General features: G+C 71.0%; 19 protein-coding genes. 8 read left to right on the forward strand and 11 right to left on the reverse strand.

Translation table 11 applies throughout. The features are described from left to right. Nucleotides 1-6: 6 nt before the first annotated feature. Complete coding sequence (locus tag ACH4S8_RS20940; protein ID WP_398396687.1) at nt 7-780, reverse strand: AraC family transcriptional regulator; 774 nt, start codon at nt 778-780, stop codon at nt 7-9. A 67-nt stretch (nt 781-847) separates the two neighbouring features. On the opposite strand from ACH4S8_RS20940, the gene ACH4S8_RS20945 reads away from it, so the two are divergent. Further along, entirely contained in the window at nt 848-1,369 is a 522-nt protein-coding gene (locus tag ACH4S8_RS20945; RefSeq protein WP_398396092.1) for a DUF2000 family protein, read from the forward strand. A gap of 77 nt (nt 1,370-1,446) precedes the next feature. On the opposite strand, the gene ACH4S8_RS20950 is transcribed toward ACH4S8_RS20945, so the two are convergent. After that, nucleotides 1,447-2,736 (reverse strand): MDR family MFS transporter, encoded by a 1,290-nt coding sequence (locus ACH4S8_RS20950; RefSeq protein ID WP_398396094.1) that lies wholly within the window; start codon nt 2,734-2,736, stop codon nt 1,447-1,449. 195 nt (nt 2,737-2,931) lie between these two features. Between ACH4S8_RS20950 and ACH4S8_RS20955 the strand changes: the two genes are divergently transcribed. Further along, on the forward strand, nt 2,932-3,693 hold the full coding sequence (locus ACH4S8_RS20955; protein ID WP_398396096.1) for a phosphoglyceromutase: 762 nt from the start codon (nt 2,932-2,934) through the stop codon (nt 3,691-3,693). Nucleotides 3,694-3,930: 237 nt separating this feature from the next. Here the strand turns inward: ACH4S8_RS20955 and ACH4S8_RS20960 are convergent, their stop codons facing one another. The 3 genes from ACH4S8_RS20960 to ACH4S8_RS20970 form a co-directional block, all read right to left on the reverse strand. After that, entirely contained in the window at nt 3,931-5,568 is a 1,638-nt protein-coding gene (locus ACH4S8_RS20960; RefSeq protein ID WP_398396098.1) for an alpha/beta hydrolase, read from the reverse strand. Between the two features lie 510 nt (nt 5,569-6,078). Continuing rightward, nucleotides 6,079-7,215 carry an FUSC family protein gene (locus tag ACH4S8_RS20965; protein WP_398396100.1) on the reverse strand — a complete coding sequence of 379 codons (1,137 nt, stop codon included), beginning with the start codon at nt 7,213-7,215 and terminating at the stop codon, nt 6,079-6,081. Nucleotides 7,216-7,500: 285 nt separating this feature from the next. Next, nucleotides 7,501-8,103: a hypothetical protein gene (locus ACH4S8_RS20970; RefSeq protein WP_398396102.1), complete on the reverse strand. Its 603-nt coding sequence runs from the start codon at nt 8,101-8,103 to the stop codon at nt 7,501-7,503. A gap of 535 nt (nt 8,104-8,638) precedes the next feature. On the opposite strand from ACH4S8_RS20970, the gene ACH4S8_RS20975 reads away from it, so the two are divergent. Both ACH4S8_RS20975 and ACH4S8_RS20980 read left to right on the forward strand, forming a co-directional pair. Further along, the gene (locus tag ACH4S8_RS20975) at nt 8,639-9,682 is read left to right on the forward strand and encodes an ATP-binding cassette domain-containing protein (protein ID WP_398396104.1); all 1,044 of its coding nucleotides are present in this window, start codon (nt 8,639-8,641) and stop codon (nt 9,680-9,682) included. Then, nucleotides 9,679-10,509, forward strand: coding sequence for an ABC transporter permease (locus tag ACH4S8_RS20980; RefSeq protein WP_398396106.1), 831 nt, complete (start codon nt 9,679-9,681; stop codon nt 10,507-10,509). The genes ACH4S8_RS20975 and ACH4S8_RS20980 overlap by 4 nt, the downstream gene beginning before the upstream one ends. Before the next feature lie 34 nt (nt 10,510-10,543). Here the strand turns inward: ACH4S8_RS20980 and ACH4S8_RS20985 are convergent, their stop codons facing one another. From ACH4S8_RS20985 to ACH4S8_RS20995, 3 genes are all read right to left on the reverse strand, one after another. Then, complete coding sequence (locus ACH4S8_RS20985; protein WP_398396108.1) at nt 10,544-13,699, reverse strand: BTAD domain-containing putative transcriptional regulator; 3,156 nt, start codon at nt 13,697-13,699, stop codon at nt 10,544-10,546. A gap of 118 nt (nt 13,700-13,817) precedes the next feature. Next, a complete protein-coding gene (locus tag ACH4S8_RS20990; RefSeq protein ID WP_398396110.1) occupies nt 13,818-14,333 on the reverse strand; it encodes an HAD domain-containing protein in 516 nt (171 codons plus the stop codon). 72 nt (nt 14,334-14,405) lie between these two features. Further along, nucleotides 14,406-18,188 (reverse strand): ATP-binding domain-containing protein, encoded by a 3,783-nt coding sequence (locus tag ACH4S8_RS20995; protein ID WP_398396112.1) that lies wholly within the window; start codon nt 18,186-18,188, stop codon nt 14,406-14,408. A gap of 350 nt (nt 18,189-18,538) precedes the next feature. On the opposite strand from ACH4S8_RS20995, the gene ACH4S8_RS21000 reads away from it, so the two are divergent. Next, nucleotides 18,539-19,321: a calcium-binding protein gene (locus ACH4S8_RS21000; protein ID WP_398396114.1), complete on the forward strand. Its 783-nt coding sequence runs from the start codon at nt 18,539-18,541 to the stop codon at nt 19,319-19,321. 91 nt (nt 19,322-19,412) lie between these two features. Here ACH4S8_RS21000 and ACH4S8_RS21005 read toward each other — a convergent pair whose 3' ends face one another. Next, nucleotides 19,413-19,565, reverse strand: coding sequence for a hypothetical protein (locus tag ACH4S8_RS21005; protein ID WP_167455652.1), 153 nt, complete (start codon nt 19,563-19,565; stop codon nt 19,413-19,415). 183 nt (nt 19,566-19,748) lie between these two features. Continuing rightward, nucleotides 19,749-20,438, reverse strand: coding sequence for a phosphate signaling complex protein PhoU (gene phoU, locus ACH4S8_RS21010; protein ID WP_398396117.1), 690 nt, complete (start codon nt 20,436-20,438; stop codon nt 19,749-19,751). 244 nt (nt 20,439-20,682) lie between these two features. Between phoU and ACH4S8_RS21015 the strand changes: the two genes are divergently transcribed. Then, on the forward strand, nt 20,683-21,960 hold the full coding sequence (locus tag ACH4S8_RS21015; protein ID WP_398396119.1) for a sensor histidine kinase: 1,278 nt from the start codon (nt 20,683-20,685) through the stop codon (nt 21,958-21,960). Next, on the forward strand, nt 21,957-22,637 hold the full coding sequence (locus ACH4S8_RS21020) for a response regulator transcription factor (RefSeq protein ID WP_037622332.1): 681 nt from the start codon (nt 21,957-21,959) through the stop codon (nt 22,635-22,637). Before ACH4S8_RS21015 ends, ACH4S8_RS21020 begins: the two co-directional genes overlap by 4 nt. A 197-nt stretch (nt 22,638-22,834) precedes the next feature. Here ACH4S8_RS21020 and ACH4S8_RS21025 read toward each other — a convergent pair whose 3' ends face one another. After that, nucleotides 22,835-23,500, reverse strand: coding sequence for a DUF461 domain-containing protein (locus ACH4S8_RS21025; protein WP_398396122.1), 666 nt, complete (start codon nt 23,498-23,500; stop codon nt 22,835-22,837). A gap of 896 nt (nt 23,501-24,396) precedes the next feature. Here ACH4S8_RS21025 and ACH4S8_RS21030 point away from each other — a divergent pair. After that, a complete protein-coding gene (locus tag ACH4S8_RS21030; protein WP_003953493.1) occupies nt 24,397-24,879 on the forward strand; it encodes a CarD family transcriptional regulator in 483 nt (160 codons plus the stop codon). Nucleotides 24,880-25,205: the final 326 nt, after the last annotated feature.

The raw sequence follows: 25,205 nt of genomic DNA on the forward strand, positions 1-25,205 counted from the left end.
CCCGGCTCACGACCGTGCGTACCGTCCCGGAGTCACCCCCACCAACCGGCGGAAATGACGGGTGAGATGGGACTGGTCGTAGAAGCCGGTCAGGGCGGCCACCTCGCCCGGTGGGCGTCCGTCGAGGAGCAGACGGCGGGCCCGGTCCACGCGGCGGGACATCAGATACTGGTGCGGGGCGATGCCGAACGCGCCGCTGAACGCCCGGACCAGGTGCGCGGGGTGGGCGTGCACGAGCCGGGCGGCCTCGTCCAGGGCGATCCCCTCCACGACCCGTTCGTCGAGGAGTTCGCGCAGCTGGCGGGCGAGCGGCCGGTCGGCGCAGGGGGTCCAAAGAGCCGCTCGGGGAAGGAGCAGCCCGCGCAGCCGGTCCGCGATCAGCGTCAGCCTGCTGTCGGCCTCCAGCTCGTCCCCGGGGTGGGCGAGCGCCGTGTGCAGCCGGGCGACCCGGCGCCGCAGTACCGGATCCGCCAGGGCGGGCCCGTCCACCGCGGGTCCGATGAGGTCGTCGGCCAGACGTGAGTCGTCGAGGTAGAGGACCCGCTTGCGGAAGCCGTGCTCGGTGGCGGGAGCGCCGTTGTGCGGGATGTGCGGCGGCAGCAGCGTCACCGTGTCGCGCGGGGTGCCGTGTTCATGCCGGTCGAGGTCGTAGCGGACGGCGCCGTCGTCGACGATCAGCAGGGTCCAGGCCTCGTGCACGTGCATCGGGTACGCGTACTCGGTGTAGTGCGCGTGGAAGACCTCGACGATGCCCGGGACGCTCGGGCGCCACGCGGACATCTCACGCTGAGCGGTCACGCAAAGAACGTACAAGACGACGGCGGGCGCCGGTCGGCAGTCTCATTGCATGAGCACCGAGAACGAGACGAGCACCGAGAACGGGACGAGCACCGAGAACGGGACGCGCCCTCCCGGCGACGGCGCGGCGGGCGGCGCGAGCCTTCCGGACGCCGCACCCGTTCGCTTCGACACCAAGATCACCGTCGTCCTGCGCGACGACCTGGAGCCCTGGCAGCGGCTCAATGTGACCGCCTTCCTCGTCAGCGGCCTGGGGACGGCGGTCCCCGAGGTGATCGGGGAGCCGTACGAGGACGCCGACGGGATCTCCTACCTGCCGATGTTCCGGCAGCCGGTCCTGGTCCTGGAGGCTTCGAAGGAGACTCTGACCGCCGCCCACGGCCGCGCACTGTCCCGGGCGCTGCCGCGAGCGGTCTTCACGTCGGACCTCTTCGCCACGGGCAACGACCGGGACAACCGCGCGGCCGTACGGGCCGTGCCGACCGGCGGACTGGATCTGGTGGGACTCGCGGTGTACGGGCCGCGGAACGCGGTGGACAAGGTGGTGAAGGGGGCGCGGATGCACCCGTGAGGTGCCATGGGTCCCCGGGGCCGTCAGGGTGGGGACTCCCGTGGCCCCGGCCCGAGAACCCCGGGCCACGGCGAGGTCTACCGCGCCGATTCCCGTACGGCCTCCGGGACGGACTCCCGTACCGATTCCCGTACGACCGATTCCCGTACGGCCTGTTCCCGTACCGTCTCCTCCGCCGGGAGCCGTCGCATGAGCAGCCCGTATCCGAGGCCCGCCGCCGTGCCGACCACCGCGCACAGCCCCCAGAGCCAGGCCGCGCCGAAGCGGTCGATGACGATGCCGGACATCACCGGGGCGACGAGCGAGGCCAGCGCCCAGGAGAGGGTGTACATGCCCTGGTAGCGGCCGCGCCCGTGGACGGGGGAGAGGCGGACGACGAGACCGGTCTGCGTCGGGGCGTTGACGATCTCGGCGAGGGTCCACACGCAGACGGTGAGCGTGAAGACCCCGACCGACCCGGCGAAGGCGGTGAGCCCGAACCCGTACCCGGCGAGCAGCGACGAGATCACGAGCAGCGACTTGGGGTCCCGGTGCTCGATGAAACGGCCGACCGGGATCTGCAGTGCGACGATCATGACGCCGTTGACGGCGATCGCCGTGCCGTAGTCGGCCGGGGTGAAACCGGCCCTGCCCATGGCGACCGGCAGTCCGACGGCGCCCTGCTGGAAGACGAGGGCGACGAGGAACGACAGCCCGACCACGCTCATGAACCGCCCGTCGCGCAGCACGGTCCCGAGTCCGACCGCGGCCTCCGCCTCCTTGGCGGCCTGCACCGGCTTGGACTCCGGGAGCTTCGCGAAGACGACGATCGCGCAGACGAGGGTCATGCCGGCCTCGATGAGGAAGCCCGCGAGGTAGCTGAATTCGGCGATGAAGCCGGCGCCCATCGAGGAGACGGCGAAACCGAGGTTGATGGCCCAGTAGTTGAGCGAGAAGGCGCGGACGCGGTCCTCGGGCCGGACGATGTCGGCCATCATCGCCTGCACGGCCGGCCGGGAGGCGTTGCTGGCCATGCCGACCAGGAAGGCGACCGCGGCGATGGCCACCGGGTCGTGCATGAAACCGAGCAGCGCGACCGAGGCGGCCGTCGACACCTGCGCGACGAGCAGGGTGGGGCGCCGCCCGAACCGGTCGGTCATGACCCCCGCGACGAGCGAGGAGATGACACCGCCGAGGCCGTGCAGGGACGCGACCAGACCCGCGTACGAGGCGGAGTAGCCGCGGTCGAGGGTCAGATACAGGGCCATGAAGGTGGCGACGAAGGCCCCGAGCCGGTTGATGAGGGTGCTGGTCCACAGCCACCAGAACTCGCGGGGGAGTCCTGAGACGGTCTCTCGGACGGCACGTCTCATGACGGCGGCAGGCATGGGTCCCCCACGGATGTAAGCGGCTCGGGCGGTGAGCACAACTTACGAGGCGCCTGCCTCCGAGAGCCACTCAATTAACAGATGCCGTCAACTGAAGGGTGCCGGAGCGGACGGGGGACGGCCGGACGGGGGCTCCGGTGTCCGACTGATGGCCGAAGGCGCGAGCGGTCGCGGGGTTCGATTACGCTCGGAGCCATGGCCGACGCACCGTACAAGCTGATCCTCCTCCGCCACGGCGAGAGCGAATGGAACGCGAAGAACCTGTTCACCGGATGGGTGGACGTCAACCTCAACGAGAAGGGCGAGAAGGAGGCAGTCCGCGGCGGTGAGCTGCTCAAGGACGCCGGCCTGCTGCCCGACGTGGTCCACACCTCGCTCCAGAAGCGCGCGATCCGTACCGCGCAGCTCGCGCTGGAGGCCGCCGACCGCCACTGGATCCCGGTCCACCGCAGCTGGCGCCTGAACGAGCGTCACTACGGCGCCCTCCAGGGCAAGGACAAGGCCCAGACGCTCGCCGAGTTCGGCGAGGAGCAGTTCATGCTGTGGCGCCGCTCGTACGACACCCCGCCGCCGGCGCTGGACCGCGACTCCGAGTACTCCCAGTTCGACGACGCGCGCTACGCGGCCCTGCCGCCGGAGCTGCGCCCGCAGACGGAGTGCCTCAAGGACGTCGTCGTCCGCATGCTCCCGTACTGGTTCGACGGCATCGTCCCGGACCTGCTGACCGGCCGTACGGTCCTGGTCGCGGCCCACGGCAACTCGCTGCGCGCCCTGGTCAAGCACCTCGACGGCATCTCCGACGCCGACATCGCGGGCCTGAACATCCCCACCGGCATCCCGCTCTCCTACGAGCTGGACGCCGACTTCAAGCCCCTCAACCCGGGCGGCACCTACCTCGACCCGGAGGCCGCCGCGGCCGCGATCGAGGCGGTCAAGAACCAGGGCAAGAAGAAGTAACTTTCGCGATCATGCCCCTGAACTGCAATTACAGTGCAGGTCAGGGGCTTTCGGTCGTTCTGGGTCCTTGCTGGGCCCTCAAGCGCCGCGTCCAGCCCTCCACGAGGGCTGGACGGCTTGAGCTCAGCAGCAGCGGACCAAACGCTCAAGCTTGGCTGCGCAGCCGGCATCCCGAAGCCGTCTGCGAATCTTGTCCAGGGTGGGCGTGTCGAGTCAGCGCGTGCCCAAGGCCGCAAGTCATGGGCGGCCTGGGATGGTGCCGGCCATCCCGCCCCCACCTGTGGCGACGCCGCCGCGCGGCTTGGGTGCGGAGAAGGGCGGCACGTCCTGGCGGCACGTTGTTCCGGTCGGCGGGAGGGTGCCGTCGACGAGGTAGCGGCTCTCGTGCGTGTTGACGCAACTGCTGGGGTTGAGCAGTGCCGTGTGCCCGTGCCCGCTGTTGGTGAGCAGGCGGGCGTCGGCCAGTTCTCGGGTCATGGCCTTCGCGGCCGAGTAGGGAGTGGAGGGGTCGTAGGCGGTGCCGACCACCAGGACGGGATGCGCTGTCGGCTTGTTCCACGGTCCGCGATAGGGGTTGGCGGCGACTCCCGGCCAGTCGGTACACACCGCGGTGGCCCAGGTCCAGTGGCGTCCGGTGTCGCCCGCACGGGCGGCGCTGGCCTCCTCCAGGACGTGGTATGCAGCGGGGTCACGCGGGTTGGGGCTGTCGCCGCAGAACACCGCACCGGCCTGTTCCTCGCCCAGGTACGGATTCGGATCCGGGACCGCCGGGGCGGGTGGGAGCGGGAACGGCTCCGGGGCGCGGCCCTGCCACAGGCTCTGCAGTTTGACGGCGACGTTCGTCCATCCTGGGTGGACGACGTAGAAGCCGCTCACCATGTCACTGACCGTGACGGCGTAGGTCCACTCGCCCACGGGATGCTCCCGGAGGCGCTTCATCAGCTGGTGGTACTTGTCCCGGGTCGCTTTCGGGCTGCCGGCGGAGAAGGCGCAGCGGGCGGTGGTGGTGGACCCGCACAGGGTGAGGAACTGGTCCAGGGTTTCCGCCGCGGTGCGGTCCGCACCCAGGCGCAGCATCGCCGTGGACCGGGGGGCCTTGTCGGACCCGTGGTTCGTCCAGGCCTGCGGATCCCAGTCGCTGTCGAGGACCATGGCGCGGACGTTGCCGGGGAAGAGGTTGGCGTAGGTGGCACCCAGGAACGTGCCGTAGGAGATCCCGTAGTAGGTGAGCTGTGGGTCGCCTACCGCCTGCCGGAGATGGTCGAGGTCGCGAGCGGTGTCGGCGGTCGACACATGGCGCAGGAGCTCGGGGTCGCGCTGCTGACAGCGCCGGCCCAGATCCTTGTACGCGGCGAAGTAGGCCGTCCGCTCCTGTTCGCCCACCGGGAAGCCTGCCGGTTTGCTCGCGTTCCAGGCGGCGGCTTCCTCGGGGCTCGCGAAGCAGTTCACCGCGGTGCTGTTGCCGATCCCGCGGGGGTCCCAGCTGACGATGTCGAACCGCTCCCGTACCTCCCGCGGGAAGGACTCGTAGTTCTGCGGCATCTGCACCGATCCGGGCCCGCCGGGGCCGCCGGGGTTGAAGAACAGGGTGCCGATGCGCCGTCCGGGACCAGTTGCCTTCCGTTTGACGACTGCCAGTTCGATGGTGCGGCCGCGGGGGGTGCGGTAGTCCAGCGGCACCTTCGCGGTCGCGCAGTCGAACGGGCTGCCCTGAACGCAGGGTCTCCAGTCCAGTTTCGGGGCGGGCACCGAAGGTGTCGGAGCACCGCCGGCGACGGCGGGGTTGGTCCCTATGAACACCGTCGAGCAGGCCACCACCGCGGCAACGACCGCGGCGCAACTCCGACGGCCCGCTGTCGATCCATATATGTACATGTCTTGTCCTTTCACGACTGCGCGCGACGCGCCCATGCGCTGGACGTCGGCACGCATATGTGTCAAACAACACCGTGGTCAGGCAAAACGCGCGAGCCATCCGCAGCCGAACGGGAGCCCGCGCACGATAGCGATCCGGCCGGCGCCCCTCTCGGACGCGCCGAACGGCCCGATTTCGGGATCCGCCGGACAGGTCCTGGCGATAGCGACAGATCGGGCCCCGAGCCGAGCCGGGTCGGATCCTGGAACTCTGTGGAACCTCCGAGGCCAACCGTCAGCGACCGACAGCGACAACCAACGACCGCCCGACGGCAGGTCAGTTGAGGTGATCACCTCGTTGACCAGCCCCAAAAACCGGGCGGTCGAAACCCAGGGCAAGAAGAAGTAGAGAATGTGATCACGCCCCTGACCTGTGCATATGGCGCAGATCAGGGGCGTTTTCATGGGCTGGGCCCCGTGTGGGGCCTCCGCGCGGCGGGTGTCGCGGCGGAGGTGGCGGCCGGCTGGCCGTCAGGCTGGTTGTGGTCGCGCTTTGGCGGTGCGTTTGGCGAGCAGGCCCGCCAGCAGCAGGACGATCAGGCTGCATCCCACGCCGCACAGCGTCCACAGCAACCGGTAGCCCTCGGCGGCGTAGTCGGAGGGCTGCGGAAGGTCCACCAGGATGAGCGCGCCCGCGGCGATGGCCGCACTGTAGAGGCCGTAGTTCCAGAAGCGGATCCCCGCCCCGTGCATCAGCAGGACGAGCGCCACCACTTCGAGGCCTTGCTGGACCGCGAACAGCCTGATTCCGTGTTCGTTCGTGGGCACCAGCAGCAGCAACCCGGCCACGACCGCGCCGATCAACGTTCCGACGAGGCGTTGTGCGCCGACGAGCGCGGCCTGTTCCAGGCTCGGTTTCAACGAGATCATGGCCGCGATCGGGATCCAGGAGCCGTGCGTCAGGTCCAGTCCGAACGCCAGCGCCACGGTGCCCGCGATGACCACGGCGCGGATCACCGCGAACAGGATCAGCGGCGGGGTCAGCTTCCTCCGCGAGTTGTCGCCCGGGAGCTCCGAGAAGGGCTGGCTCTGATCCGTACGTCCCCGGATCAGCCACCACAGGAACGTCACCACGATCCACAGTGCCGCCCCTCCGCTCCAGGCGAGCACCTGGGCCCAGATGTGACTGGTGACGTGGACCGCTTTGTGGAGGCCGAACTCGTATCCGATGGCGACGACGAACCAGACGTTGAGCAGCATGGCGTTGATGAATCGGTGGACCCCGAAGGCGACGGTCAGCCCGGCTGCCAGTGTGACCGCGAAAGCCGCGAGCACCATCCAGCCCCAGCCGTCCGCCCCGATCTCGAACGCCAGCGCGGTCACCCCGGCACCGACCAGCCCGAAGGCGGCGACGGAGAGTGCCCGGTGCCCGTAGCCGCCTCCCGGGTCACTCAGCGCCGTGAACAGCAGACCGAACAGTGCGCTGAGCAGGTACACCTCATGCCCGATCGCCCAGAAGACGAACAGCGGCACCAACGCGGCATCCAGGAACGCCACCGCTCGCGGCCAGTTCAGCCCTGCGGTATTGAACTCGAACACCTTCGACAGCCAGCTCTTGACCTTCCCCCTGTCAACGGGTTGTGCCGCTCGTCCGCTCTCGCTCGCCACGGCCGCTCTCCCTCTTGGACCATCAGGTATGCCGCTTATGTGCCGGATTATCTGATTGGTTGAGGTTTGTTGTTAAACGACTCGCCGCGAAGCCGACGGCGCTTGCTCGTTTCGCCCCGTTCGGCAAGGACGCCAATGGGCGAGCGGCTCGGCACGTACCCACTGATCGGGCAAAGGCACTGCCGGGCCACGCTCGGATCGAACTCCTGAAGCGGTGGCCGGCAGCAACCTCTTTCGACTCCCGCGCGGCGCGGCCCTGCCTCCTCACGGCAAGCGGCAAGCGACCTAGGCGGGCTTGCCCGGGGTCCCCTTCCACGGCCAGTAGGAGAAGCCGTTGCCGGAATACCAGTCCAGGCGGGTGTTGCCGCAAGCACCGCTGTGCACGTCGAGGAAGTCGTAGTCGACAGCCTTGATGGACTTCTCGGGGAAGGACACGGAGATCTCCGTGGTGGCGATGCCGCGCGCGGGGATCGTGCCCAGGGCCAGGGCCTGGGAGTTCCACAGGGGCAGCGTGCCGTTGGTCTTGCTGTTCCAGTGCAGCGTCATCGTGTGCCAAGAGCCCTTGCCGACGCGCCACCGAACATGGGGCGCGGGGCCCCGGTTCTTCATGAGGTTGCCGATGGCGAACACGTATGAGGCCTTGGTGAGCGCTGTGCTCTCGGTGTTGTGGAGCCGGAGCGTGGCGTGGAGCGGAACGCCGGACTCGTGGGCGGTGGGTACGGCCGATCCGGCCGCGTCCGAGACCGACACCGCTCCGTTCCGGCAGGTGTACCCGGTGGCGGCGTCCCTGGGCTGAGCGGCAGCCGTGGCACCGTGGGCGGCGAGCGCGCCGAGGACGCCGGCGGTGGCGGCGAGAACGGCGCCGTGGCGAACAGTGGGGTTCAACATCTCCTCCTCATCGCCTCGATACCACAGTGACCGCGGCCTGCCGTCAACGATCTTTGCGGGATCATTGCGCACTGCTGTCGCCGACGACCCCTTGCCGCCGGGGACGGCAGCGGATCGGGTCCCGAGCCGGGTCGAATCCTGGGACCCGCGGAACCTCCGAGGTCGATCACCGACAACGGCCACCGACAACGGCCACCGACGACCGACAACGACCGCCGGGCCGCAGGTCGGTCGAGGTGGGCATCGCGCTGGCCAGTCCTCGAATCCGGGCGGTCGAAACCCGGGGCAAGAAGAAGCAGGCCCGACGTCCTTCCCGGGCCGTGCCGGGACCGTCACCGGACCCGGACGGTTCGGCCGTCGGTTCCGGGCCGTGCGGCGGCGGGTCGGCTGCCCGGCCGCTGACAGTCCTGGCAGCTCCTGACGGCTCCTGTCAGCGGTCTGTCAGGCTCCTGCCAGCGGGCCCCGGCAGGGTCTTCCTCGTCGAGAGCGGTGAGAACCGCGAGCGCGGACGAGCGAAGAGATGGGGAGGGCGCAGATGTCGTACGCCATCCGGGCCGAGGGCCTGGTCAAGCGGTACGGGGACATGGTCGCACTGGACGGTGTCGACCTGGAGGTGCCGGCCGGCAAGGTGATCGGTGTGCTCGGGCCGAACGGGGCGGGCAAGACCACCACCGTACGGATCCTGTCGACGCTGCTGCGGCCGGACGCCGGCCGGGCCACGGTCGGCGGTCATGACGTGGTGCGGGACCCGGTGCGGGTACGCCGGCTCATCGGTCTCACCGGGCAGTACGCGTCCGTCGACGAGGACCTGTCCGGCACGGAGAACCTGGTGCTGCTCGGACGGCTGCTCGACCTGTCGAAGCAGGCCGCGAAGGCGCGGGCCGCCCAGCTCCTCGAGCAGTTCTCTCTGACCGAGGCCGCGGACCGGCCGCTCAGCACCTTCTCCGGCGGGATGCGGCGGCGGCTGGATCTGGCGGCGAGCCTGGTCGGCCGGCCGCAGGTGCTGTACCTGGACGAGCCGACGACCGGACTCGACCCGCACGCCCGCGGCGAGGTGTGGGACGTGGTCCGGAGCCTGGTCGACGACGGTTCCACGGTGCTCCTCACCACGCAGTACCTGGAGGAGGCCGATCAACTCGCCGACAGCATCACGGTGTTCGACCGCGGCCGGGTCGTCGCCGAGGGGCGCCCGGGTGAACTGAAGCGCAGGGTCGGCGGGCAGATCCTGCAGGCCCGTCCGTCACTCCCGCAGGACGTGCCCCGGGTGGCCGCGATGCTGGCCGAACTCACCGGCACCGCCCCGGTCCAGGACGGTACGAACGGACTGCTGACCGTGCCCGCCGACGACCCCCTGCTGGTGTCCGCCCTCGCCCGCCGGCTGGCCGCGGAGGGCATCGGCACCGACGAGATGGGACTGCGCCTGCCCAGCCTGGACGAGGTCTTCCTGGCGCTGACCGGCCGTTCCGCCACCACCGGCCACCAGCGCGACGACGACACCGCCGGCGGCGACGAGCGCGACGACCGCACCACCACCGACGAGCAGAACGACGGCACCACCAACGAGAGGACCGCGGCATGAGCGCCCAGACCGTCTCCCCCGCCCGCACGACCCGTCAGTCCGCCGCCCCCCTGCGCATCGGCGCGGTCCGGTCCCTGCGGCACAGCCTCGTCCTCGCCGGACGCGGCGTCACCAAGTTCGTCAAGTCCCCGATGCAGCTCACCGACGTGGTGCTGACGCCGATCATCTCCCTGCTGATGTTCGTCTACATCTTCGGCGGAGCCATCTCCGGCGGCGACGACGACGCGTACCTGCGGATGATCACGCCGGGGGTCATGGTGATGACCGTCTTCCAGGCGAGCATCGGCATCGGTGTCTCGCTCAACGCCGATGCGAGCACCGGAATGTTCGACCGGTTCCGCTCCATGCCGATCGCCCGCTCCGGGCCGCTCGTCGGTGCCGTCCTCGCCGATTTCGTGCGCTACGTGGTCTGTCTCGGCACCCTGCTGGTCCTCGCCCTGATCATGGGGTACCGGATCGGGACGGACCCGCTGTCCACGCTCGCCGCGCTGGTCCTGCTCATCGGTTTCGCGCTGAGTTTCTCCTGGCTGTCGGTGTACATCGGCATGCTGGCCAAGACCCCCGGTTCCGTGCAGGGCCTGATGACGATCGTGGTGCTGCCGCTGACCTTCGCCAGCAACGTGTTCGTACCGGACCGGACCATGCCGGGCTGGCTCCAGGCCTGGTCGGACGTCAACCCGGTCAGCCTGATGGCCGACACCGTGCGCGGCCTGCTCAACGGCGGCGCGATCGCGCACCCGCTGCTCGGCAGTCTCGGCTGGATGGCCGGCATGGTCGCGGTCTTCTTCCCGCTGGCGATGCGCGCCTACCGCAAGAACCTCGGCTGACCGCGGCTCCCCGGTGCGGAACAGCGCTCGGACGCTACGAGGACACCGGCCGGCCGACTTCCCCGGCCAGCCGGTGCAGCGCGTCCGCCCGCGCCAGCGCGGCGCCCTCGTCGAACGCCGCCCGGTACGCCTGCTCGCCGAGCCGACCCGTCAGCCGTCCGACGAGTTCGCGCAGCTCCGGCTCCCCCGCGTCGAAGGCACCCCGCATCACCTGGCTCATGCCCAGCGAGTGAGCCGCACCGGCCGGGTCGCCCTCCAGCGCCAGCAGCCCGCCGAGCAGCTCCGCCACCCAGGCCAGGCCCGCTCCCGCGCCCTGGGCCAGCAGTCCGCCGGCCGCCTCGGGCAGCAGGGCCCGCGCCCCGACGGCGTCCCCCGCGGCCAGCCGGTTCTCGACCCGGGTGCTGACGATCAGGTCCCGGGCCAGGCCCTCGGGGATGGACCGGTTGCGGACGAACGACTCCAGCGCGTCGAGGACCCGGTCGGCACCCGCCAGGTCGCCTTCTCTGCGGTGCAGATTGGCCAGGCCCGCCACGATGTTGGCCTCCAGCCGGCGATGACCCCGCTCCCGGGCCCGGTCCTGGGCCCACTCCAGGTCACGCCGCGCGCCGACGAGGTCGCCGCTGCGCCGGCGCTCGCGGGCCAGGCGGACCCGGCCCAGGTCCAGGTAGTCGTCGGTGCCGAGTTCCGAGCTGAGCACGACCACCCGCTCGAACGTGGCGATGGCCTGCGCGTGGGCGCCGCGCAGCGAGTGGTCGCGGCCGATCGGGAGCAGGCTCATGACCAGGCCCCATCGGTCACCCACCTCCTCGAAGCCGCGCAGCGCCGCCAGCCGGGAGGCCGCGCCGGTGCGCAGGTCGCCCCGCTCGGTGAGGACGAAGTCGTACGCGAGGTGGGCACCGGCCCGCACCCATGGGTCGGGCGACCGGAGCGAGTGCGCGAGGCGGCCCTCGGGGGACTCCGACGCGTCGTCGAGGTCGGCGAGCCGGGAAATGCGGAGCAGCAGTCCGGCCGGGTGGAACTCGCGGGCGCCCGCCGAGTCCACGTCCGCGATCAGCGGGCGTGCGCCGAGCGGCGCGCCCCTGAGGGTGTTCAATTCCGCCAGCGCCGAATCGAGTTGGGAACTCATGCCGCGTACGCCCCAGTACCAGGACAGCGCTTCGGCGAACCGGGCGGCCAGTTCCCCGTCCCCGGTGTCCACGGCCGTTCGCAGCGCGTGCACCAGATTGGGGTGCTCGGCGTCGAAGACCGCGATCGCCTCGAGCTGCCGGCCGGTGCGCAGCCGGGGTTCGTGTTCCTCGGCGAGGCCGAGGAAGTACCGCGTGAACGCGGCGGTGAGGTCGTCGCCGGAGGCGTCGAGCCGGGTGGCCGCGTAGGCGCGCACGGTCTCCAGCATCCGGTAGCGCGGCTCGCCGTCGCCCGTGTCCGCGGAGTCGACCAGCGACTTCTCGATGAGCGCGTCGAGGACGTAGAGGATGTCGTCGGCGGGAAGTGCCGCGTCCGCGCAGACGGTTTCGAGGGCGGCGAGTGTCGCTCCGCCGGGGAACGCGGACAGGCGGCGGGCGAGGATCCGCTCGGGCTTCTCGAGCAGGTCCCAGCTCCATTCGACGACCGCGAGCAGGGTGCGCTGGCGCGGCAGGGCCGTCCGGCTGCCCGAGGTCAGCAGCCGGAACCGGTCGTCGAGGCGGCGGGCGACCTGGTCGACGCCCATCGAGCGCAGCTTGGCGGCGGCCAGCTCCAGGGCGAGCGGCAGCCCGTCGAGCCGTCGGCAGATCTCGACCACGGCACCGACCGTGGCGTGATCGAGTGCGAAGTCCGGCCGGACGCTCCGGGCCCGGTCGGCGAACAGCCGCACCGCGGCCGACCGCTGCGCCTCGGCGGGCTCCGGCAGGCCGACGGGCACGTCGAGCGGACCGAGATGGCACAGCGCCTCACCGTCGATGGCGAGGGGCTCCCTGCTGCTGGCCAGGATCCTCAACTGCGGCAGACGCTGAAGGAGTTCTCCGGCGAGTTCGGCCACGGCCTCGACGATGTGCTCACAGTTGTCGAGGACGAGGACGGCGTCGCCGATGTCGAGGATCTCCGCCATCCGGTCGACTGGCACAGTGTCCTGGGTGTGTCCGGCGTCGTAGAGGCCGCCGGCCGTGGAGCCGACCGCGCCGAGTACGGCGTCCGCCAGCTGGCCGGCCGCGCCGACCTCGGCGAGCGGCACGAACCAGACGCGGCCGCGCTGCTGCGCCCGGTCCCGGCCGACGGCTTCGAGGGACAGCCGGGTCTTGCCCGCGCCGCCCGGACCGACGATCGTGACGAGACGGGACGAGGCCATCAGGGCGGCCAGCCGGCCCAGTTCGCGCTCGCGGCCGACGAAGCTGGTCAGCCGGGCCGGCAGCCGGTTCGCCGCCGGCTGCGGCCGGGCCGCAGCCGGGCGCTCCAACTCTCCCCGCAGCAGCGCCAGATGGGTCTCCCTGAGGCCGGCCGACGGATCGACGCCCAGTTCGTCGGCGAGCCGCTCGCGGATCTCCTCGTACGCCGCCAGCGCGTCCGACTGGCGGCCCGCCGCCCACAGCGCCCGCATCCGCAGCTCGGTCAGGCGCTCGCTCAGGGGGTCGGCGGCCGCGGCGGTGCCCAGGTCGGCGAGGATCTCCGCGTGCCGGCCGAGCCGTAACTCGGCCTCGAAGAGGTCCTGGGCCGCGACGGCCCGCAGACCGTCCATGCGGGTGACGACGACGGCGGCGAACGGCGCCTCCCGTATGTCGGCGAGGGCCTCGCCCTGCCACAGCCCCAGCGCCTCGCGCAGGACGGCCGCCGCTTCGTCGTAGCGGCCCTCGGCACACTGCTTGCGGCCGTCGGCGGCCAGTTCCTCGAAGCGGGCGGCATCGACCTCGATCGCCTCGTCCGCGGTGAGCCGGTACCCCCCGGAGACGGACTCCACGCGGGCCGTGCCGCCGAGCGCCCTGCGCAGCCGTGAGACCAGGGACTGCAGCGCGTTGCCCGCCTCGGCCGGCGGGTCCTCGCCCCACAGGCCGTCGACCAGCGCGTCCACGGACACCGGGCGCCCGCAGTCCAGGGCGAGCCGGGCGAACAGCATGCGGAGCCGGGTCCCGGAGACGACGGTCGGCGGCACGCTGCCGGTGCAGTCCGCCCTGTCCCTGTCTTCCCGCACCTGGACGGAGCCCAGCAGAACTATGCGCACGACACTCCCCCGTGATCAACCGGCGATCCGACACAGCATCCAGTACGGGCCGTGCCCGGTAAAGACCGGGGAGGGGCCCGTAACTCCGGTGTGTCGTCGGTCGGTTGGCGGGGCGGCTCTATCCGCTCGTTCCGTGCGGGCGGTCCGGTACGGCGGTACGGAGCCAGCGGGCGAGTTCGCGGAAGTCGTCCTCGGTCAGGCCCTCGGACGGGTCGACGCGGTGGAGCAAGGAGGGACTCTCGTGCTGCCCCGCGACCCAGAGCCGGTCCATGGGGCCGATCTCGTCGTCGACCCAGATGAACGGGCGGTCGCCGGCCCACTCGACGAGGGGGCGGGTCTTCCAGTGCAGACCCCGCGGACCCGCTTCGGCGGAGGCCTCGGGCCACTCCACCACGGGCAGCCGGGACAGTCCGATGCGTGGGGCGACGGATTCGTTCGCCTCGTCCGTCCACGTCGTGGCCCACACCAGTTCGCACCCCAGCGCCGTCAGGCGCGGGCCCACGGTGGGGTCGAGCCGGCCCAGCAGCGGATTCCCCCGGTCGGGGAGCACTTCGGAGCCGGATGCCGGGGCGGACGCCGGGCCGAACGGGATGAGGGGTCCGTCGACGTCGAGGAAGAGGATCGGGCGTTCCACGTGTGTTCCCTGGAGTGGTCTGTCGGGGCCGGCCGCCCCGACAGACCAGTCAATCGGCAGGTGGATCCGCGGTCAATCGGTCAGACGCAGGGCGGTTCGTGCGTCCGGGCCGTGCCAGCCCGCCGCGGTCCGCCATACGACGTGCACGCCGAAGGCCTCCCGGATCGCGTCGGGAGCCCAGTCCTCCGTGGGCGGCTCGGCCAGGACCAGGTACCGGGTGTCCGCGGAGCGCGTTTCCACCCGGTCGAGCTCCAGGAGGCGGACGGCTCCCGCCCGCAGGTGCGGGTAGTCGGAACGGTCGGTGCCGAGCACCTCGTAGCGGACGAAGCCGTCCGGGCCCTCCAGGGTCGCGTCGGAGACCCGGGAGTCCGAAGGCCGTAGCCCCGCGCGCAGGAGCGCGGCCTTCAGTTCGTAGCGCACGGCCTCGTGCGTGTTGCAGTCCCGGTCGACCTGCGCCTCGACGTCCAGTTTTCGCGCGAGTGCCTCGCTCCACGCCGTCCGTCCCTCGGACGGGGCGGGCTCGGTCTTTTTCAGGAGGGCGGCAGTGTTCATGGGGTCGGTGTCCTTCTGTTCGGGCTGTTCGAGTGTTCCGCGCGGCTCGGCCGGTGAGGCCGCGATCGTCACGGGTGGTGAAGTCGCGATCGTCGCGGGTGGTGGTGCCGTGATCGTCATGGGTGGTGCCGTTTCGGCCGGTGTTCCGGGCCCGGTCGGTGTTCCGGTCCCGTCCGGTGTTCCGGCGCCGTCCGGCGCTCTGGTCCCGTCCGGCCTTCCGGTCTCGGTCGGGAGCTCGGCCTCCGCACCCGTTTCCGGTCCGGTGTCGATCCGGTGGCGGAGTTCGTCCCGGGCCCGGTCGAGGACGTCGGCCCAGTGCCGGAACGCCGGGTCCTCCGTCAGGGACGCCCGCAGGCCGGGAAGGTCCGACCCGACCGCCCGGCGGGTGCGCTGGGCGAGGTCCGCCAGGTCGCTCAGCCGGTCGCGGTCGGCGGAACCCAGCAGGCGCCAGACGCTCAGCCAGTCGATCCGGTCGCGCCTGAGGCAACGGGCGGCCATGCCCTTCAGCTCGGACAGGAGGGCCGTCGTCTCCGGCGGGACGGTGCCCTCGCCGTGCGCGATGTCCCGCAGGACGCCGAGCGCGGCCTCGTAACGGGGAGCCATACGGGCGGAGACGGGCCGGCGGCCGAAGTCGCCGGCCGAGACGAGGCTCAACTGGCCCTCGTTCCTCGTCACCCAGCCGTCCAGCCGGGCGCCCGTGGCCGGGGTGGGTTCCCCGTGCCGCGGGACCAGGAGGACGGTGCGCTCCGTGGCGGGGGCGAGGACCTTCACCTTCAGGTGGGAACCCGGGCCCGGGCCGAGCACCCGCACCTTGACGGGTGTGCCCACCGGCAGGTCGTCGCCCGGGGAACCGCCTGCGGGCCCGGAGGCACCGGTGGCGGGATCTCCGGTCCTCCTCCCGTTCTCCGGCCGGGCCGCGACGGGCGTCAAGTACGCGTAGGCGGAGGCGGCATCGCCGTCCGTGCCGTCGGCCGGCGCCCCGAGTTCGGCGGGCAGCGGTGTCGTGTGGAGGACCGTCAGCGTCTGGGTGCTGCGGGTCAGGGCGACGTACAGCCGTCGTAGTCCGGCGGGACCCCGGTCGGCGATGGCCGTCGGCTCCAGGACCAGGACGTGGTCGAATTCCATGCCCTTGGCCTGGGCGGCGGGGAGCACGGACACGGTCCGCAGGGTCTCCTCCGTCATGCCGTCCACGAGATCGATGCGCCGGCGGACCTCCTCGAGCCAGTCCGAGTCGTCGGGGACGACGACGGCGATCGACCGTGGGGACCGGCCGTCATGGGTGTCCGCGAGCCGTGCCGCACGGGTCGCCGCGTCGTCCAGCAGTTCCCAGGGAGTCGTGGCGACGAGCCGTACCGCCTCGTCCCCGACCAGCCGTACGGCCGTCGGGTAGGGCAGGGAGGGGGCGACGGTCCGGGCCAGCGGCGCCACGAACTCCATGATCTCCGCGGGTACGCGGTAGCTGGTGTTCAGCTCGGCCACGCGCCAGTCCCCCCGGGCGGACAGGATTCCGCCCAGCTGCTTCCAACTGGTGTAGGAATGCGGCCCGGTGGCCTGGGCCAGATCGCCGAGCACGGTCATCGAGCCGGTCGGACACCGTCTGCGCAGGGATCTCGCCTGCATCGGGGTGAGGTCCTGCGCCTCGTCGACCACGATGTGGCGGTACCTGCGCGGACTCTCGCCCGCGATGAGGAACCGCAGTTCCTCCAGACACACCAAGTCGTCGATCGTCCACGGCTCTTCGGCGGCGCTCTCGGCCTTTTGCCTTTGCAGGAAGGCCTGTTCGCCCTGGTCGAGAATTCCGTTGGCGCACTCGCGCAGCCGGGTGGGGGAGTTGAGCAGACCGCGCAGTGCCTCCTCGGGGCTCAGCGCGGGCCAGACCCGGTCGACGAGGGTCGTGACCTGCCGGTTGCGCTCCAGGTCGCGGCGCACGGTCGCGTCCCTGCCGCGCTGCGGGGCGATCTCCACGAGTCCGCCCAGCAGCCGGTCCACGAGCAGGGTGCGGAACCTGTCCCTGCGCGCCCGGTAGCCCTCGGTTCCCGCTCGGGCGTCCTGGAGGAGCGCGAGCACCTCCGAGCGGGGCAGCCGCAGGGACGTGCCGCCCACGACGACCACGAAGGCCGGTTCGTCCTGGGCGTGGGAGGGGGCGGAGACGACGGTGTCGAGGGCCTCGGGCCGGCACTCGCTCTCCACGCGCCGGCGCAGCACGGCCGCCATCCGTTCGTCGGACTTCACCAGCCGCGCCCCGGCGGAGTCCGTGCCCCGGACCTCCCCTTCCCAGAGGCGGGCCAGCTGTACGGCCGTGACGTTCCGGGTGCCGAGCGTGGGCAGCACGCGCCCCACGTACTCCAGGAACTGCTGGTGCGGTCCCACGACCAGGATGTCCTGCGCGCGGAAGTGGTCGTTGCCGACGAGCCAGGTCACCCGGTGCAGACCGACCGCGGACTTTCCGGTGCCGGGGCCGCCCTGGATGACGAGGATGTCCGCGGGGGAGCGGGTGACCAGTGCCATCTGGTCACGTCTGATCGTCTCGACGATGTCGCGCATCCGGCCGTTGCGGGACCGGCGCAGTTCGCGCAGGAGGAACTCGTCGACCGGCTGCTGCTTGTGGCGCCGTCTGCCGACGGCCTGCCGCGGCGACGGGACGGTGTGCGGCCGTGCGTGGCGGCCTCCGGCGGGCGGGTCGGTGGTGCCCTCCGCCTCCTGCGGGGACTTTCCGCCCCCGTGGGCGTCGGGGGTCCGCGGGTCAGCAGGTGCTTCAGGGCGGTCCGCGGCTTCGAGGGGAGCGGGCTCGTCCTCGAACGCGGGCGGCGAGGCGGCCCCCTGCTGCGCGGGGTCCGGCGAGCCGGCGTACGGTCCCGCGGCCGGGGTGATCTCGTCCAGGAAGTCCTCGACCTGGCGCCCCGCGCACCGTAACCGGCGTCTGAGGAGCACCTCGCCCGGTGTCTCCGGCAGGGCGTTGTGCCAGCTCACGGCGAGCGGGTTCGTCCAGGAGACCACGACCTGGTCGCGGGTCTCGGTGTCGAAGACATGGCGCCGTCCGACGTAGAACGTCTCCGGCTCGGCGTCGCCCTCCTCCTGTACGTCGACGCGGCTGATGACCAGGGCCTCGCCCCCGAGGCCGCCGTACTCCTCCGCCGCGCTCCGCGCCTTCTCGCGGACCGCGATGCCGTCCTTGCCGCTCGCGGAGGCCGCGGCCGCCGACGGCGACGTCATCTCCGCGAGCCGGGCCTCGTAGCAGTCGTAGGCGCGGTCGACGGCCTTCTGCTCGATGGCGATGACCGCGTCCCGTGGTGTCGTGCTCACGTGTGTCCCCTCCTGGCGACGCCCCTCGCGCCGCCGCGGGCCGGAGCCCGCCTCCCCTGTCCCAGAGGTAGCAGAGTTCGCCCGTCAGACCACGGTCAATCGCACAACAGCACCACAATCGCGCAGATTTCGGTCCGAACCGAACGCAGCTGATCCGAGGAGATCCCACCCGAGCCCCTCCGGAGACGGCCCGCCCCGGAACCCGCCCGGGCCCGCCGGCTCTCCTCGGGAGGCGCGTCTGTCGATGCGTCAGGGGCCGTGTCCGGTCGGACGGGGCCGTGCGTACACTGCGCGCAATCATCTGCGACCTGTCGGGGGGGGCTTCGACAGGTCCTTCCCTGAGGAATCCCATGCGCAAGTTGACTCTCGGCGCGGCGCTGGCAGGCGCCGCGGCCATGGCCGGTCTCCTCGCACCAGGTGCGCAGGCGACCGAGGTCGTCGGCAATGTCGATCTCGGCCACTTCAAGATCACCGGCGGGGGCGGGGCCGGCAACGACGTCGTTCTCGGCACCACCGATTCCAGGACGATCACCGTCCAACTGGAGGCGAGCGACAACTCGGGAATCACCGTCGCGGACTTCACGCTCTTCCACGGCTCGACCCTGGCCAAGGCCGACGCCGTCCTGAAGAGCACCGAGACGGCACCGGGCTGCAAGGCCTCCGGCACGAGTTCCGTGTGCACGAGGCACTTCACGATCAACCCCAGGCGCGACCTCCACAACTCGCTGGCGGGCACCTGGAAGGTGGCCGTCGACGTCCACGCCAAGGACGGGGACTACGTGAAGACGGAGGGATACACCACCTTCTTCATGCAGCGGTTCTCCAAGCTGACGGCCGACGCCGCTCCCGAGCCGGTCAAGAAGGGCAGTTCCCTCACCGTCACCGGCAAGCTCTCCCGGGCGAACTGGGACACCCACGACTACCGCGGTTACGCGGGCCAGCGCGGCTATCTGGAGTTCCGGACGCCGGGCACCGACTACTACCAGTCCCTCGGATACACCCCGTCGAGCACGACCGGGACGCTCAGCGCCAAGGTCACCGCGAGCTCGGACAGGTACTGGTGCTACGAGTTCCGCGCCACCATGACGACTCCCGGCGTCAAGGCCACCGGGGACTTCGTCGACGTCCGGTAGGCACCCGCCACCACCGGGCCGACGGTCCCCGCACGGAGCGGACGAGGGGCCCCGACACGGTGTCGGGGCCCCTCGTGACGTACGTACGTGATCAGCCGCACTGGCAGGGATTGCCCGACTGGCAGCCGCAGCCGCAGCCTGAGCCGCAGCCGCAGGCGCCGAACAAGGGGAGGCTCTTGATCTCCGCGGGCTGTTGGGTGTCGCGGTCCTGGGTCGGGTCGGGTGTGCTGGGGGATTCGGCCATGGGTCTCTCCTTCAGGCACGAAGGCGTCCGGCGCACACCGCGCCGCACGGCTCCTGTCGCCCATCTCATGCCCAGCCCGGCGGGCGCATCAACGGCGCACTGAGGCGTCCCATGCACCCGGGGCGCGCATCCCGCGCGGGGCGGGCCCGGGGCACGGCGCGCCGCCCCGCCCGACGACAGGCCCTAGGCGCCCTCGGCCCCCGTGACCGGCTGGATGTCCGCCTGGAGCTCGTCGGCGTGTTCGCCGGTGACCAGGTAGACGACACGCTTGGCGACCGAGACGGCGTGGTCGGCGAAGCGCTCGTAGTAGCGGCCGAGCAGGGTGACGTCGACGGCGGTCTCGATGCCGTGCTTCCACTTGTCGTCCAGCAGGTGCTGGAAGAGCGTGCGGTGCAGCAGGTCCATCTCGTCGTCGTCCTGCTCCAGCTGCATCGCCAGGTCGACGTCCTTGGTGATGATGACCTCGGCCGCCTTGGCCATCAGGCGCTGCGCGAGCTGGCCCATCTCCAGGATCGTGGCGTGCAGGTCGTGCGGGATCGCACGGTCCGGGAAACGCAGCCGGGCCAGCTTGGCCACGTGCTGGGCCAGGTCGCCGGACCGCTCCAGGTCGGCCGACATGCGGAGCGAGGTCACGACGATACGGAGGTCCGTCGCCACCGGCTGCTGGCGGGCCAGCAGGGCTATCGCGCGGGCCTCCAGCTCGTGCTGGAGGTCGTCGACCTTCTGGTCCGCGGCGATCACGCTCTCGGCCAGCTTCAGGTCGGAGTCGAGTATGGCCGTCGTGGCGCGCCCGATCGCCGACCCGACGAGCCGGGCCATCTCGACCAGGCCGTCGCCGATCGAGTCAAGTTCCTCGTGATACGCGTCACGCATGTGGTCGTCCCTCTCGTACGTCAGCTTCCGGGGTCCGGGGTCCGGGACCTGGCTGTTCCGGCGGCCGGGCCGGCCACCGGAGGGACCCTTGAACCCCACGCTCCCACGTTCGGGCCCGTACGCGTCCGTTTCCGGCATCTCAAGTGAATCAGTACTGGCTCCTGGGTGAACTCTGGGCGACGAGTGTTCGAGCTCGCACGCGGATGGCTGTGGCCAGGAGCTACGCCATGCCTAACCTGGGTGCATGGACGTGAACGCGGCGGTCGCCGCAGCGGCAGCGATCGCCGGAGTGCTCACCGGTGTCATCGCCATGCTGGCGTTCCGCTGGAGCGAGCGCGACCAGAAACGCCCGACCCGCACTTCCCTGCACACGGACGCCGTGCTTCCGCCCGGCGTCGACACCGTGCTCTCCGTGCTCAGGTCGTCCGCGGTCGTGCTCGACGAAGCGGACGCCGTGGTCAAGGCCAGCTCGGCGGCGTACGCCCTCGGGCTGGTGCGCGGCGGCAAGCTGGCCGTCGAACCGATGCTCCACATGGCGCGTGACACCCGTCGTGACGGGGAGATACGCCAGGTGGAGCTGGACCTGCCGAGAAGGGGCACGGGACGGGGGGAGGCCCTCGCCGTCTCGGCCAGAGTCGCTCCCCTCGGATCCAGGCTCGTCCTCCTTCTCGTGGAGGACCTGACGGAGGCGCGCCGCATCGAAGCGGTGCGCCGGGACTTCGTCGCGAACGTGAGCCACGAGCTGAAGACCCCCGTCGGAGCGCTCTCCCTGCTCTCCGAGGCCGTCATGGACGCCTCGGACGACCCGGAGGCGGTCGAGCGCTTCGCCGGACGCATGCAGATAGAGGCCACCCGGCTCACCAACCTCGTCCAGGAGCTCATCGACCTGTCGAGGGTGCAGAACGACGACCCCCTCGAGGACGCCGAGCCGGTCCGGGTCGACGAGCTGGTGGCCGAGGCGATCGACCGCTGCCGCCACCAGGCCGGCGCGAAACAGATCACCATGGCCGCCGGCGGCACCGCCGACCTGAGCCTGTGGGGGAACCGGGGCCAGCTCGCCGCGGCCCTCGGCAACCTCGTCGAGAACGCCGTCAACTACTCACCCGCCCGCACCCGCGTCGGCATAGCCGCCCGCCGGGTGACCGCGCCCGGCGGGGAACACATCGAGATCGCCGTGACCGACCAGGGCATCGGCATCTCGGACAAGGACAAGGAGCGCATCTTCGAGCGCTTCTACCGTGTCGATCCCGCCCGCTCCCGCGCCACCGGCGGTACGGGCCTCGGGCTGGCGATCGTCAAGCACGTGGCCGCCTCGCACGGCGGGGAGGTCACGGTGTGGAGCTCCGAGGGTCAGGGCTCCACGTTCACCCTGCGGCTGCCGGAGGCGAGTGCGGCCCGCGAGCGCGTCACCGATCACCACATGCCCGGACTCGACGAAGAGGACGAGACCGGGCAGCCCGACGGGACGACCACCGTCACATCCCCGTACGAACCGCTTCCTGCCCCGGAGGTCCTTCCGTGACCCGTGTGCTCGTCGTCGAGGACGAGGAGTCGTTCTCCGACGCCCTGTCGTACATGCTTCGCAAGGAGGGCTTCGAGGTCGCCATCGCGACCACCGGGCCCGACGGACTGGACGAGTTCGAGCGCAACGGCGCCGACCTCGTCCTCCTCGACCTGATGCTGCCGGGGCTGCCCGGCACCGAGGTCTGCCGTCAGCTGCGCGGCCGCTCCAACGTTCCGGTGATCATGGTCACCGCCAAGGACAGCGAGATCGACAAGGTGGTCGGCCTCGAAATAGGAGCCGACGACTACGTCACCAAGCCCTTCTCCTCCCGGGAGCTGGTCGCCCGCATCCGGGCCGTCCTGCGCCGCCGCGGGGAGCCGGAGGAGGTCGCCCCGGCCGCCCTGGAGGCCGGTCCCGTCCGGATGGACGTCGACCGTCACGTCGTCACCGTCTCCGGCGGCAAGGTCGACCTGCCGCTGAAGGAGTTCGACCTCCTGGAGATGCTGCTGCGCAACGCGGGCCGCGTGCTGACCCGGATGCAGCTCATCGACCGGGTCTGGGGCGCCGACTACGTCGGTGACACCAAGACCCTCGACGTCCACGTCAAGCGCCTGCGCGCGAAGATCGAGCCGGATCCGGGCGCGCCCCGCTACCTGGTGACGGTCCGCGGTCTCGGCTACAAGTTCGAGCCGTAGACCGGCCCCGCGGACGAGCGGTACGACAGCGCGGTACGCCGAAGGGCGGGACCCCCGGAGAGGGGTCCCGCCCTTCGGCGTCATGACGAGGACCGTCGCGCGGACCGTTGTGCGCGCGTGCGGCCGCGTGGAGCCGGTCGCGCGCCGGGCCGGGCGGACGGGAACCGTCGGGCGCAGGCCCTAGCGCGCGTTCGGCGTCACTGTCCGGCGGAGGCCGACGCGGTGGCCGTCGCGCTCGACGACTCGGTCGTGCTGGGCTGGCCCGACGCGGACTCCGGCGCGGACGGGGAGCCCGTGGCCGACTCGGACGGCGAGGTGGCCGGGGCCGAGGAGGTGGCCGGGGCCGAGGGGATGTCGCTCGGGCCCCACTTGGAGAAGTAGCTCTCGGCCGGGACGACGTAGGAGCCCAGGCTCACGTCACCGGTCTCGCTGAAGGAGAAGGTGACCTTGTGGACGCTGCCGTTCAGGAGCGTCTGGGAGGGGTTGGCCAGCGCCGCGGAGGCGTTGCCCTTGCCACCGAGGACGATCGAGCCGCCGGCCGGGACGGTCAGCTTGCTCTTGCCGTCGGCGGCCGTGATCTGGGCGGCACCCTCGCCCTCGACGTTGACCGAGTCCAGGGTCTGCGCGGTGGTGCCGTTGTTGAACAGCGTCGCGGAGATCACCGCCGGACCGGTGGTCTTCACATCGGGCTGGGTGATGACGAGCGCGTTCTGGACCTTGATGACGCCGACGGAGGTGGCCGCGTTGTCCGGCTTGACCTCCAGCGTCTGGGCGTCGCTGCCGGCACCGCACGCGGCGAGCGAGGCGATCGAGAACGCGATGACGGCGGCGGCGAGAGTGCCGCGTCGAAGGCTGCTGCTCACGGCGGCGGCAACTCCTTGAACGTGGGCGAAGCAGGACGACCTCTGTGTAAAGCCGCCCTAAGGGTCTGTCAGCGGCCTTAGGTTACCGATCCGTTCCCGCGCGACCGCACCCGACCCTCCCCAAGCCGCCGACTTTGCCCGTCCGGGGGGAAAGAGGGGGCGGAACAGGGGGTGGGACAGGGGTGTCGGAGGGGGCTGAACGAGGGTCCCGGACGAGGTGTCGAACGGGAGTGCGGGACGGGGGGCGTGGGACGGGGCGTGGGACGGGGGTGTCGAAACAAGGGGTGCGCCGGGCCGGCGGGCCGGGCCGGCGGGCCGGGTCGGCGGGCCGGCGGGTCGGTCCGGCGCACCCGGCGGGTGGGGCATGCGCCCGCGGGCTCCGTTGCGCCGGGTGTGCGCCCCGCCGGCCGCCCTCCGCCCCGGTGTCGCCTCCGCTACTTTGATCGCGCTCCCGTCCGTCATTCGCATAAGTTCCACGGACTGTTCCCCGGACTTCGGCTTGCGCATTTCGTGGAATGAATGCCCGGCCCTCCCGGAAATGGATCACGGGTCATCGAGGACTGATCAGTGGCCGATCATCGAACTCCTTGATCAATTCCGGATTCGTCTCGTACTCGGCTCCGTCCATCGAACGGAGTAGCGGAAGTCGCGCTCCTGGAGCAGGACAAAACGGGATGTTCAGACCCTGGCGGCGGGCTCCGGGTGTGTGTAACGTACGCGTTTCACTCCGCATGGACAGCCGCTCCGACCTGCGAATACCCTCTTCCGCTCGCCCCTCGCAGCACGTTCCTGTTGCGGTTGTCAAGCCCCGAGATATGCCCTGACCTGCGAAAACGCCATTCAGAAGACGCCGTTTCCGTGTTACTCTGGATAGCCACGGAAGGGGTACCTGTCACATGACGTTCAAGGTTGGCGACACCGTGGTCTATCCCCATCACGGGGCCGCGCTGATCGAGGCCATCGAAACTCGCCAGATCAAAGGCGTGGACAAGACCTACTTGGTGCTGAAGGTCGCCCAGGGTGACCTGACGGTACGTGTGCCAGCGGACAATGCGGAGTTCGTCGGCGTGCGTGATGTGGTCGGTCAGGACGGGCTGGACCGGGTCTTCGAGGTGCTGCGCGCGCCGTACGCCGAGGAGCCCACGAACTGGTCGCGTCGCTACAAGGCAAATCTGGAGAAGCTCGCCTCCGGCGACGTCATCAAGGTCGCGGAAGTCGTGCGTGACCTGTGGCGTCGTGAGCGCGAGCGCGGACTCTCCGCAGGTGAGAAGCGCATGCTCGCCAAGGCGCGTCAGATCCTGGTGAGCGAGCTCGCGCTCGCGGAGAACACCAACGAGGACAAGGCCGAGGCCCTGCTCGACGAGGTCCTCGCGTCCTGACGCCGGCTCAGTCGCCGAGACGCCGGTCGTCTTGACGCACACCCAAGCCCGCGCAGCAGCGCAATGAAATGCCGCGGTGCCCGATGACGCAATTACCATATTGCTGTCGCCGGGCGCTGCGGCATGTTCGTACCCGCACCCATTCGGTAAACCGGGCGTTCACCCGGCATCGGCTTTCCCGAGGTATACCGGCGTATCCGATACTCGGGATGTCGACCCGGGCAGTCGACTTGACCGGATGTCACGGAAGGGTCCGGTCAAGGCGTCGCGCCCGGTGCTCCCCCGGCTCTCCGAGCAGGGGGTACCCCCAGGCCATACCCATCCCG

It is taken from the genome of Streptomyces sp. NPDC021080, assembly GCF_044333225.1.
Lineage (GTDB): Bacteria > Actinomycetota > Actinomycetes > Streptomycetales > Streptomycetaceae > Streptomyces.